We start from the raw sequence: 11,342 nt of genomic DNA, 5'->3' as shown, positions 1-11,342 counted from the left end.
TTCAACCACTATATCCGCGCTTCCGGAGGATGCGGTCGGCCTCGCGGAAATTCAAAGGAATTGTAACGGCAGGCCTAAGCAGCAAACAGGGGTGAGAAAATGGCCAAACCGGAAAAAGGAGATATGGCGCCCGATTTCGAACTGCCGCGCGATGGCGGCGGCACGTTCCGGTTGTCGAGTCTGCGCGGAAATCCGGTCGTTCTCTACTTCTACCCGCAGGATGACACCGAGACCTGCACGACCCAGGCGATGGACTTTTCCGCCCGCAAGCACGAGTTCGACGCACTAGGCATCCCGGTCGTCGGCCTCTCGCCGGACACCCCGAAGAGCCATGATAAGTTCAAATCGAAATATGGCCTCACCATAGATCTGGTGGCCGATCCGGAACGCAAGGCGGTGGAGGCCTACGGCGTCTGGACGGAAAAGAGCATGTTCGGCCGCAAATATATGGGCGTCGAGCGCAGCACATTCCTCATCGCGCCCGATGGACGCATCGCCGACGCCTGGCGCAAGGTGCGCCTGAAGGGCCATGTCGACGCGGTGCTGAAGGCGGCCAAAGCCCTGAAGGGCGGATCAGAATAACCAGCTTTTCAGACAGCGACCCGGGCACGCAGCCCGGCGAAAGCATTTATTAAGCTTAATACTGTGTAGTCTGCCCATCGAAAATCTTCAGCAATGGGCAGTCTCCGTGAAGCTGGGAAAACGCGCAGGCTCGTTCGACAGGTCCGGCGATCTTCCCGTCATCATCTTCGCGCGCGGGCAGGATGTGCGCTATTTCACCATCCGGCCATGGATGACCCTATTCGCCTGCGCCGCCCTTGCGAGCATCACGATCGGATATTTCGCCGCGACCGCCTATCTCGTGCTGCGTGATGACCTGGTCGCAGCCGATATGGCGCGCCAGTCGCACCTGCAGCAGGCCTACGAGGACCGCATCGCGACGCTGAGGGCGCAACTGGACCAGATGGCAAGCCGGCAAGCCATGGAACAGCAGCTGATGCAGCGCAAGGTGGCGGAGCTGCTTCGCAAGCAAGACGAGTTGGTGGAACGCCACAGCCGATTGGACCCGGTCCTGCAACGCGCCGAACAGCTGAAGGCGGCCGGCGGCTCCGCCCCCCTTCCAACGCCGCGTCCGGACGTGCGGGCTGACGCGCAGATTGACCGGACCGCTATCACCGCAAGCGCCTATACGGGCCTCGCGGCAGCCAAAATCCCTTGGCCGCTTCGGAAGGGAGACGAGCCTTCGGAACCGGCGGCACGCGCCGAAGCGCTTTTCTCCGCGCTCGACCGGGCGCTCCACGACCTGGAGTCCAACCAGCTTACGCGCATCGGAACGCTGACCGAGGAAGCTTATCAAACCGCCGACGCGATAAGCGCGGCGCTTCATGATGCCGGCATAACGCTCGCCTCGGGTTATGGCGAAGAGGATGTCGGCGGGCCGCTCCTGGCCGGCGGAGACGCTCTCCCCTTCGACGAACGGGTGCGTGAACTCGACGATGCCCTCGACCGCCTGGAAGACGTGAAGCAGCGGGCGCGGCGCATTCCCGTCGCCAATCCGATCCCCGGCGCCGCGGTAACCAGCAGCTTCGGTATGCGGCGCGATCCCATACTCGGCCGGCCGGCACACCATTCGGGGATGGATTTCCGCGCCCCGCCAGGCGCTCCCGTCCGCGCAGCCGGAGCGGGCACCGTCGTCTCGGCCGGCTGGAACGACGGCTATGGTCGCATGGTCGAGGTCGATCACGGCAACGGCATCACCACCCGCTATGCGCATTTGAGCAGGATTCTGGTTCGCAAGGGCGAGGAGATCCGAAACGGAGCACTCATCGGTCGGGTCGGCAGCAGCGGCCGCTCCACCGGCCCACATCTGCACTACGAGGTGCGCAAGAACGGCAGAGCCGTGAACCCGCTGAAATTCCTCTCGGTCGGCCGCCGCATCGCCGCACTGCTTTAAAAGCAAAAACCCCCGGGCGGGCCGGGGGTTCTTTTAAGAAGCGGTGAGCCTACTCGGCTTCCTCTTTCTTGGCCGCTTTCTTCTTCGGAGCAGCCTTCTTCTTTGCGGTTTCCTTCGGCTTCTTCTCCTCGCCGTCTTCCTCGTCTTCGGCCAGAAGCTCCTCGCGGCTCACCTTCTTGTCCGTGACGGCGATCTGCCCGAGCAGATGATCTACCACCTTCTCCTCGAAGAGGGGAGCGCGGATCGAAGCAAGCGCCTGCGGGTTCTGGCGGTAGAAATCGTAGATTTCCTGCTGTTGACGCGCGGGGTAGCGCCGGATCGTCTCGATTAGTGCCCGCTGCATCTCATCGTCGGAGATCTGAACATTGGCCTCTTCGCCGATCTGCGCCAGGACCAGGCCGAGGCGCACGCGCCGCTCGGCCAGGCGCTGATACTCCTCGCGCGCCTCCTCCTCGGTCGTCTCCTCGTCCTCGAAGGTGCGGCCGGCAGTCTGGAGATCGCGCGTCACCTGCGACCAGATATTGTCGAACTCGGCCTGGACGAGCTTCGAAGGCGCCTCGAACTTGTAGGCCTCGTCCAGCGCGTCGAGCAGCTGGCGCTTGGCTTTCTGGCGCGTCATCTGCCCGTACTGGCTCTCGAGCTGACCACGCACGATCTCGCGCAGCTTCTCCGCCGACTCGAGCCCGAGCTTCTTCGCCAGTTCGTCGTCGATTGTGAGCTCCTCCGCCGACGAAACCTGCTTCACGGTCACCTCGAACTCCGCCTCCTTGCCCGCCAGGTGCTGAGCGGCATAGGATTCGGGGAAGGTGATCTTGAAGGTCTTGGTGTCGCCGGCCTTCAGGCCAGAGAGCTCGTCCTCAAAGCCGGGGATGAACTGGCCATGGCCGATCACGACCTCCGAATCCGTGGCCGAGCCGCCCTCGAAAGGCTCGCCGTCGATCTTGCCGACATAGTCGAGCGTGACCTTGTCGCCCTTCCCCGCCTTGCCTTCTTTCGGCTCGTAGGTGCGGACGGAATCGGCCACGCGCTTGACCTGGTCCTCCACCTCCTCCTCCGGCACGTCATAGACGGGCCGAGTGATCGTGATGGTGGCAAGGTCCTTGATCTCGATGGGCGGAATCACCTCGTAGGACATCGAGAACTCGAAATCCGCGGCGCCGGCCAGGACCTTCTCCGCCTCCTTCTCGTCTTCGGTCATGGAGATTTCCGGCTGCATGGCCGGCTTTTCGCCGCGCTCGGAGATAATGCTGCGCGAGGAATCGTTGAGGATCTCGTTCACCACCTCGGCCATGAAGGACTTGCCATACATCCGGCGCAGGTGCTGAAGCGGCACCTTGCCCGGGCGGAACCCCTTAAGGCGGACCTTGTTCTTGGCGTCCTGCAGCCTCTCCATGAGGCGCGCTTCCATGTCCTTGGCCGGCACGGTGACCTTAATCTCGCGCTTAAGACCGGAATTTAGAGTCTCGCTAACCTGCATTATCAAACCTTTGTGTTCACTCGTGCGCCGCCTGACGGCGCCTCACCGCACAGCCTGCCGAAATCCCTTGTCAGGAGGGTGGCCTGGTGCGGGTGGAGGGACTTGAACCCCCACGGCTTTCGCCACCAGAACCTAAATCTGGCGTGTCTACCAGTTCCACCACACCCGCTTCGAAAGCCCGCGCCTCCGAAAGCGCGGGGTTCTATATCATCTGGGCCCCGGCTATCAAAGGAAATTTGCCGAAGCAGGCGTTTTCGCGCGGAGCGGCGCACCCTTGGCCGTTCTCTGCTGCATCCCTGCCCTGTGCCGGCACGGTGCGGTCTTAACCAAGATGGCGGGCAACCGGCACATTTGGACAAGGTCGCGGCGGATTTATGGTGCAATGCACAATACGCATTGCTGCCATGCAACATTCGCACTTCCGCCGCGCCGCGACGGAGACTATCTAGGGGTCACACAGACGAACGAACTGACACGAAACGAGCAAGACAATGAACCTGATCCGCAATTATCGTAACTGGCGCCGCTACCGGCAGACGGTTAACGAGCTGACCCGCCTTTCGAACCGCGAGCTCAATGATCTCGGCATCTCCCGCGGCGATATTCCCTACGTGGCCCGCAAGTCGGTCTAACGTAGACGAGGGTTTCGTCAGGGTTACCTCCTCCCAACCCTGACGGATAGCGGCCAGCAATCTCCTCCTCCCGATCGCTGGTCGACCAAAACGACACCCGCCGGACCTCCTCCCCCGGCGGGTGTTGTTTTTTCTGCTGAATCTCTTCCGGCGCCCCCGCACTCCTGCGTTGCATTGGCGCGCGGTTGGGCCTATCTCCAGCGCATGACGCTAGCACCCATTCACGTGATCGGCGGCGGGCTCGCGGGCTCGGAGGCTGCCTGGCAAGCCGCCGAAGCCGGCGTGCCGGTCGTCCTGCACGAAATGCGCCCCGTCCGGGCCACGGACGCTCACAAGACCGACGGCCTTGCCGAGCTCGTCTGTTCCAATTCCTTCCGCTCCGATGACGCCGAGACAAATGCCGTCGGCCTCCTGCATGCCGAGATGCGGCTTGCCGGCTCGCTGATCATGCAGGCGGGCGACGCCAACCAGGTGCCGGCCGGAGGCGCCCTTGCAGTCGACCGCGAAGGATTTTCTGAGGCCGTGACCCGCGCCATCAAGGCGCACCCGCTGATTACCGTCGTCCGCGAGGAGATCGCCGGCCTTCCGCCCGAGGATTGGGACCAGGCGATCATCGCCACCGGCGCACTCACCGCTCCTTCCCTTGCCGAAGCCATCCGCGCAGCGACCGGAGCCGAGGCGCTTGCCTTCTTCGACGCTATCGCGCCCATCGTGCATTTCGACACGATCGACATCGATGTCTGCTGGTTCCAGTCCCGCTACGATAAGGCGGGCCCCGGCGGCACTGGCAAGGACTATATCAATTGCCCGATGAACAAGGCGCAGTACGAGGCCTTCGTCCAGGCCCTGCTCGACGGCGACAAGACGAGCTTTAAGGAATGGGAAGGCACGCCCTATTTCGACGGCTGCCTGCCGATCGAGGTGATGGCCGAGCGTGGGCCTGAGACGCTGCGCCACGGGCCGATGAAGCCGATGGGCCTCACCAATGCCCACAAGCCCGACGAAAAGCCCTATGCGGTCGTCCAGCTCCGCCAGGACAACGCGCTCGGCACCCTCTACAACATGGTCGGATTCCAGACGAAGCTGAAATATGCCGAGCAGGTGCGCATTTTCCGCATGATCCCCGGGCTGGAAAAAGCCGAGTTCGCGCGGCTGGGCGGGCTGCACCGCAACACCTATATCAACTCGCCTGCCCTCCTCGACTCCACCCTGCAGCTGAAAAGCCGGCCCGGGCTGCGCTTTGCCGGCCAGATCACCGGCTGCGAGGGCTATGTGGAGAGCGCGGCGATGGGGCTTTTGGCCGGCCGTTTCGCCGCCGCCGCGCGCTTGGGACGGAACGTCGCGCCGCCCCCGCCGACCACAGCTTTCGGCGCGCTCTTGGGCCACATCACCGGCGGCCACATCCTGTCGGACGACGAGCCAGGCAAGCGCTCATTCCAGCCCATGAACGTCAATTTCGGCCTGTTCCCACCCATTGAGGCGCCAAAGGCGGAGGGAAAGCGGCTGCGCGGCAAGGAAAAGACGCTTGCCAAGAAGCGCGCGATCACGGCACGAGCCCTCGCCGACTGCCGCGGCTGGCTGGGCATCGCCGCCCGCGCCGCAGCCGAGTGATCTAGCGCTGCGTCCAGTCCTGCGATCGTAGGGCGATCATTCCCTGCAGGTTCTGGATCTGCGGCTCCTCGCCGACATCTGCATAGAGATAGGACGGGAGCACCATGATCCGGCGCCCACCCGATTCGAGAGGGATCTCGACGGGAGCGCCCGCGCTGCCGATCCGCGTCATCTGTTCGATATCGCCTGCTGCCAATGGAAAGCGCGTGCGCTCCTCGCCGATGGCGACGACGATGGCATCGGGCTCCAGCGTGAAGAGAAGCTGAGGGCCCGAAGGCAAGCGCACCGAAACCGGCCTGTCGGCGGAGACGCCGAGCTGAACGTTCTGCACGACGGTGTCGAAACCGGTGACTGCAATGGCGGACGGCGTGGAACCCTCCGAGAGCGCAAAGCCGCTCGGTCCGCCGATCGCCTTGTGCGGATCGAGCCCCCAGGCGCGGGCGATCGCCTCGTAAGTTTGGTCGGATGCGTCTGCTCCCGCCGGGGCCACGCGCGCGAGCGCCTGCTGGCTCTCCAGGAACTGCAGCGCCGAAAGCGCCTCGTCGTGGCGTTTCCCCTCCACGGGCGGATTTTGCACGATGGCGAGAAAGCGGCCGGTCTGGCTGGCCAGCGATACGCCGAGCGCCCCCTGCGGCCCGAAGCTCGCAAAGAGGAGCGCGGCCGCCGGAACCGCGGCGATCACCCGGATGTCGCCGCGCAGGCGCGGCCAGAGCTGCACGAGGAGGATGGCAGCGATCACCAGGCCGAAAAGACCGAGCAGGTAGCGCTCCGGCGTTATGCCGTAGGCGCTCACCCGCACCGCCAGCGCGTAAAAGAGTAGCACCAGCGGGATCGGCAGGAAGAAGGGCCACAGCCGCAGGAACAGCCGGGTCGGCGCGCGCGCATGGTCGAAGAACGGATTGATCACCAGCAGCGCGCCGAAGATGCACAAGCCATAGACGAGCACGAGCCAGCCGATCTGGCCCTCCGGCACTTCTCCAGTGAACACGATCTTCAGCGCGTAAAGATGCAGGATGACCGCGTAGACGATGAGTAGCGGCGCGGCGACGAAATCGCCCAGAGCGCGCATCCCTCGGTCCATGAAACCGGCCATGGCGTGGCTTGGCTGCTCGTCGAACTCGCGCGGGAACTGGCCGAGGGCAAAGAGCGGCGCGGCGAAAAGACCGGTCGAGGCCCAGACATGCTGGTAGAGTTCCTCAGGAACGGTGAGGCCGAACAGCACCGTTAGGCTGGCGAGGATCGCGGAAATCCCGCCGGCGAAGAGGAGCAGGGCCAGGATTCCCAGAATCGCGGCAAAAGCCACGCGCGCCGAAAACATCCAGAACGAGCCGCTCGAGCCGCGCAATATGAACGGGGCGACAAGCACGAGACCAGCCAGGGCCGGCAGAAGCGTCCACTCGGTGGCGAGAAAGGTGCGCGGGAAGGCAAGCGCCGCGGTCGCTGTGATGCCTGCGGCAAGTGCCATGGCCGAGCGCAGCGCCGGCGCGAGGCCCCGCGCCTCGCCGAACAGCGCCGCCGCAAGCGCGGCAAGCGCGCCGCACTGGAAGCTGAATGCCAGTATCTCGTCGGAGGCGCCCGGCTGCCGATCCCCGGTGAGGAGGCCGATACCCAGAATGACCAGATTGGCCTGGATGGTGGCGGCGGCCACGAAGAGCGTCGGCACTGGAAAGCGCAGAACAGCGGCGCGCAAGCCGGTCACCATTTCCAGGATGACGCTGCGCCAGCCTTTGTCCGCAGTCTTCCCGGCCAGCACCGACATGGCGAATCTCCGAAGCTCGAACACCATGAGCATACTTTAGTGGACAAAGCAGCGCGGCGGAAATGCGGCGCCGCCGCTCGTCGGATTTTCGCCTGGGTTTACCAGCCGCGCAGTGCGTGCTTGAGGAGCAGCCAGTGGCGGCGCGGGCCAGCCAGCGCCGCGCTCTCTTCCAGAGGATCGATCGCACCGGACTGGATGCGGTCGAGATATGCCTCCGTCAGGGCGAGCGGCAGATAGGCAGCGCGCAGCGGCGCGGGAATTTTCCCTGCCCCCTGCCTGAAGGCGTTGAGATGTTCGCGTGCCAAGGCGGCCATCGCCGCTATGGCGCGCGTGGCTCCGGCGGCGTCGGCGCCGGAGAGCAGCGCATCCGGGCTCGTTCCCACGGCCTGCAGGAGGTCGAGCGGGATATAGCATTGGCCGCGTCGACGATGGATCGGAAGCAGGCGCAAGAGCCCGGTGATCGCCTGCGCGCAGCCGGCATGGCCGGCGAGAGCCGCCGTCCGCGCCGCCGCCTCCGCGTCGAGCACCAGCGCGGAAAGCTGGATGAGCGCCGAGGCCGTCTCGCCGCAATAGCCCTCGAGATCGGTCCGGCTCGGCATCGGGTCGTCGTAAAGGTCGAAGATCCGCGCTTCCAGCATGTCCTGCAAGGTTTCGACGGGGAGTCGATACGCGCGGATCGTATCGAGCAGAGCCGCCGCAAGCGGCGACTCGCCCATCGCGGCGGGATTGTGAGCATTCGCCAGCGTGTCACGCCACCATTGCAGGCGCATCTCTCCGGTGAGCGGCTGGCTCACCCGGTCGCGCACCGCAGCGATCTCCGCGTTGAAGGCGTAAAGCGCGAATATTGCGCCGCGCTTTTCCGCCGGCGCATAGAGTGCCGAAAGATAGCGGTCCGGGTCCGCTTGGCGGACGATCTGCGCCGCCTCGGACTCGGCGGGCGCCATCTCAGTCGACGGCGATCAGCGCGGCGGCGACCGCCCGTTCTTCCGCCAGGAGCACGTTGAAGGTCCGCACCGCCGCTCCGGTGGACATGGTCTCGACCGCCATTCCGGCCTCCCTCAGCGCCTTGCGCAGCTGAACCGGTAAGATTTTTAGCGACGATCCGGTTCCCACCAGGAGGATCTGTATCCGCCCGGCCTCTTCGATCGGCCGGACGAAATCCTCCTCCGCCAGCATGGCCGCATCCCGCGGCTCCCAGCCGTAGATGCCCGAGGGCAGGCAGAGCAGCGACCCGCGATGCGACATGTCGGCGAAGCGGAAGCCGCCATTGCCATAGGCGTCGATCGGGGCGCGGCCGGGAAAATGGGCCGCGCGTATCTCCATGCCCGTCATCCCTTGGCCGGCAGCTGGCCGACGCCCTGCGCCTCGCCAGCGCCCGCAGCGGCCGGGCTGCGCAGCCGAAACAGGATGAGCAGGGGTCCGGCCACGAAGATCGACGAGTAGGTGCCGATGAGGACACCGAAGATCATGGCAATGGTGAAGGACGCGAGCACCTCGCCGCCCCACAGATAGAGGGCGAACAGGGCGAACAGGGTCGTCAGACCCGTCAGGATGGTCCGCGACAGCGTCTCGTTCATCGACAAGTCGAGCAGCTGCTCGATCGGCATCTTCTTGAATTTGCGCAAGTTCTCGCGCACGCGGTCATACACGACCACCGTGTCGTTGATCGAATAGCCGACCACGGTGAGAATTGCCGCGATGGAGGTCAGGTTGAACTCTATCTGGAACCAGACGAAGAAGCCGACCATCATGATCACGTCATGCAACGTCGAGGCGATGGCGCCGACGGCGAACTGCCACTCGAAGCGGAACCAGATATAGATCAGCATCGCCAGCATGGAGACGATGACGGCGATGGTGCCCGCCCGTGCAAGCTCGGAGGAGATGGTCGGGCCGACGATCTCGACGCGGCGGAACTCGTAGTCCGCCTCGAGCGCCGAGCGGACATCGTTCACCACCGCCTGCTCGGCAGCGTCTCCGCCGTCCTTCTGCGCGCCGATGCGGATCAGAAGCTCGGACGGACTGCCGAATTCCTGCACCTGGATTTCGCCGAGATCGAGGTTCTCCAGCCTGGAGCGGACATCGCCCACGTCGGCAGCGCCGTCCTTTGCGCGCACCTCGATCGACGAGCCGCCGCGGAAATCGATGCCGTAATTCATCTCCACGGTGAAGAAGGAGGCGATCGCCGCAATGGACGCCGCGGCCGATATCACAAAGGCATAGCGCCGCATGCGCATAAAGCTGATCGCGGGCTGCTCGGGCAGGTACTGCACCATCCCGGCTGGCAGATTGGTCGGGCGGGAGTGGCGCAGCCACACGGCGATCATCCAGCGCGTCAGCGTATAGGCCGTGAACACGGTGGTGATGATGCCGACCGCAAGCGTCACGGCGAAGCCGCGCACGGGGCCCGAGCCGAGATAGAACAGGATGATCGCGGCAATGAGCGTCGTCAGATTGGCGTCCACGACCGTCGATAAGGCGCGCTGGAAGCCCGAATCGAGCGACTGCACCAGGGACCGTCCCTGCCGCCTCTCCTCGCGCACGCGCTCGAAGATGATGACGTTGGAATCGACCGCCATGCCCATGGTGAGCACGATGCCCGCGATGCCCGGGAGCGTCAGCGTGGCCCCCAGCACGGACAGCACGGCGATGATCAGGATGACGTTTGCCGCCAGCGCGATATTGGCGATAAGCCCGAGCTTGCCGTAGGCCGCGATCATGAAGGCGAAGACGAGGATCGCGGCGATGATCGAGGCGAACTGCCCCGCCGCGATGGAATCGGCGCCGAGGCTCGGCCCGACGGTGCGCTCCTCGACGATGTTCAGATTGGCCGGAAGCGCGCCGGCGCGCAGCAGCACGGCAAGGTCGTTCGCCGTCTGGATGGTGAAGTTTCCGGATATCTGCCCGGTGCCGCCGAGGATCGGTTCCCTTATCTGCGGGGCGGACACGACCCGGTCGTCCAGGATGATGGCGAAGAGGCGCCCGACATTCTGCTGCGTCGCCTGGCCGAAGCGGGTGGCGCCCCTCGTGTCGAAGCGGAAGGTGACGACCGGCTCGTTGGTCATCTGGTCGAAGCCGGCCTGCGCGTCCACGAGGTTCTCGCCGGAGACGATCACCCGATCCTCGATCAGATAGGGGACGGGGGGATCGTCGCGCGAATAGAGCACCCTTGTTCCGGGTGGCGCGCGGCCGTTGATCGCCTCCTGCACCGGCACCGACTGATCGACCATCTGGAAGGTCAGCTTGGCCGTCGTGCCGAGAATGTCCTTCAGCCGCTGCGGATCCTGCAGGCCGGGCACCTGCACCAGGATGCGGTCTTCGCCCTGGCGCTGGATGATGGGCTCGGTCGTGCCCAGTTCGTTGACGCGCCGGCTCACCACCTCGATCGACTGTGCAAGCGCGGTGGAAAGCCGGTAGTTGATGCCCTCATCCGTGAGCGTCAAGCGCAGGAGCCCGGGCTCCGGCTCGGCAAACTCGAACTCGCTGACAGCGGTTGTGCCGAGCAGGCCGCCCGCCACGGGCTGCGTGAGCTCGCTCAGCGCCTGCCGGGCGGCTTCCACCTGCCCCGCGTCGCGGATGCGCACCTGGACGAAATGTCCTGAGCTCGACAGCCCCGTATAGCCGATGCGCTGGTCGCGCAGGAGCCGGCGCACGTCGTCCCTGGCGCTCGTCAGACGTTCGTTGATGAGCTGGTTGCGGTCGATCTGCAGGAGGATATGCGAGCCGCCCTGCAGATCGAGGCCGAGCGTCATGGGCCGCGAGGGCGCCCAATAGGGTAGCGAGGAGAGCCAGGATTGCGGGACGACGTTGGGGGCCGCATAGGCGACACCGAGGGCGACGATGAGCCAGATGAAAAAGGTCTGCAGGCGAGAGAAGTGTAGCATCGTATCTCTTGTGTTCAGGCCGCCG

General features: G+C 64.9%; 9 protein-coding genes and 1 tRNA gene. 4 read left to right on the top strand and 6 right to left on the bottom strand.

The features are described 5' to 3' along the window. Nucleotides 1-99 precede the first annotated feature (99 nt). A complete protein-coding gene (locus RIN79_RS14645; protein ID WP_309085415.1) occupies nt 100-582 on the top strand; it encodes a peroxiredoxin in 483 nt (160 codons plus the stop codon). A 106-nt stretch (nt 583-688) separates the two neighbouring features. Continuing rightward, a complete protein-coding gene (locus tag RIN79_RS14640; RefSeq protein ID WP_309085414.1) occupies nt 689-1,954 on the top strand; it encodes a peptidoglycan DD-metalloendopeptidase family protein in 1,266 nt (421 codons plus the stop codon). 49 nt (nt 1,955-2,003) lie between these two features. On the opposite strand, the gene tig is transcribed toward RIN79_RS14640, so the two are convergent. Both tig and RIN79_RS14630 read right to left on the bottom strand, forming a co-directional pair. Continuing rightward, nucleotides 2,004-3,431: a trigger factor gene (tig, locus tag RIN79_RS14635; protein WP_309085413.1), complete on the bottom strand. Its 1,428-nt coding sequence runs from the start codon at nt 3,429-3,431 to the stop codon at nt 2,004-2,006. A gap of 84 nt (nt 3,432-3,515) precedes the next feature. After that, nucleotides 3,516-3,600 (bottom strand) — tRNA-Leu (locus tag RIN79_RS14630). Between the two features lie 322 nt (nt 3,601-3,922). Between RIN79_RS14630 and RIN79_RS14625 the strand changes: the two genes are divergently transcribed. Together RIN79_RS14625 and trmFO are read left to right on the top strand one after the other, a co-directional pair. After that, nucleotides 3,923-4,063: a DUF1127 domain-containing protein gene (locus tag RIN79_RS14625; protein WP_309085412.1), complete on the top strand. Its 141-nt coding sequence runs from the start codon at nt 3,923-3,925 to the stop codon at nt 4,061-4,063. 204 nt (nt 4,064-4,267) lie between these two features. Next, nucleotides 4,268-5,674, top strand: coding sequence for a methylenetetrahydrofolate--tRNA-(uracil(54)-C(5))-methyltransferase (FADH(2)-oxidizing) TrmFO (gene trmFO / locus RIN79_RS14620; protein ID WP_309085411.1), 1,407 nt, complete (start codon nt 4,268-4,270; stop codon nt 5,672-5,674). A gap of 1 nt (nt 5,675) precedes the next feature. Here the strand turns inward: trmFO and RIN79_RS14615 are convergent, their stop codons facing one another. The 4 genes from RIN79_RS14615 to secDF form a co-directional block, all read right to left on the bottom strand. Further along, nucleotides 5,676-7,433, bottom strand: coding sequence for a DUF4153 domain-containing protein (locus RIN79_RS14615; RefSeq protein ID WP_309085410.1), 1,758 nt, complete (start codon nt 7,431-7,433; stop codon nt 5,676-5,678). A 98-nt stretch (nt 7,434-7,531) separates the two neighbouring features. After that, nucleotides 7,532-8,377, bottom strand: coding sequence for a phytoene/squalene synthase family protein (locus tag RIN79_RS14610; protein WP_309085409.1), 846 nt, complete (start codon nt 8,375-8,377; stop codon nt 7,532-7,534). A gap of 1 nt (nt 8,378) precedes the next feature. Continuing rightward, entirely contained in the window at nt 8,379-8,765 is a 387-nt protein-coding gene (locus tag RIN79_RS14605) for an Mth938-like domain-containing protein (RefSeq protein ID WP_309085408.1), read from the bottom strand. Continuing rightward, the gene (gene secDF, locus RIN79_RS14600; RefSeq protein WP_309085407.1) at nt 8,762-11,317 is read right to left on the bottom strand and encodes a protein translocase subunit SecDF; all 2,556 of its coding nucleotides are present in this window, start codon (nt 11,315-11,317) and stop codon (nt 8,762-8,764) included. The genes RIN79_RS14605 and secDF overlap by 4 nt, the downstream gene beginning before the upstream one ends. Nucleotides 11,318-11,342 lie beyond the last annotated feature (25 nt).

Origin of the sequence: Chelativorans sp., from assembly GCF_031180965.1 — a bacterium.
Lineage (GTDB): Bacteria > Pseudomonadota > Alphaproteobacteria > Rhizobiales > Rhizobiaceae > Chelativorans.
Note: the sequence above shows the minus strand (reverse complement) of the source record. Positions and strands in the feature narration are given on the sequence as shown.

What these genes read in the sequence shown, in the direction of transcription:
- RIN79_RS14645 (WP_309085415.1), top strand. Translation starts at nt 100, where the DNA reads ATGGCCAAACCGGAAAAAGGAGATATGGCGCCCGATTTCGAACTGCCG.
- tig (WP_309085413.1), bottom strand. Translation starts at nt 3,431, where the DNA reads ATGCAGGTTAGCGAGACTCTAAATTCCGGTCTTAAGCGCGAGATTAAG.
- RIN79_RS14625 (WP_309085412.1), top strand. Translation starts at nt 3,923, where the DNA reads ATGAACCTGATCCGCAATTATCGTAACTGGCGCCGCTACCGGCAGACG.
- trmFO (WP_309085411.1), top strand. Translation starts at nt 4,268, where the DNA reads ATGACGCTAGCACCCATTCACGTGATCGGCGGCGGGCTCGCGGGCTCG.
- RIN79_RS14615 (WP_309085410.1), bottom strand. Translation starts at nt 7,433, where the DNA reads ATGTCGGTGCTGGCCGGGAAGACTGCGGACAAAGGCTGGCGCAGCGTC.
- RIN79_RS14610 (WP_309085409.1), bottom strand. Translation starts at nt 8,377, where the DNA reads ATGGCGCCCGCCGAGTCCGAGGCGGCGCAGATCGTCCGCCAAGCGGAC.
- RIN79_RS14605 (WP_309085408.1), bottom strand. Translation starts at nt 8,765, where the DNA reads ATGACGGGCATGGAGATACGCGCGGCCCATTTTCCCGGCCGCGCCCCG.
- secDF (WP_309085407.1), bottom strand. Translation starts at nt 11,317, where the DNA reads ATGCTACACTTCTCTCGCCTGCAGACCTTTTTCATCTGGCTCATCGTC.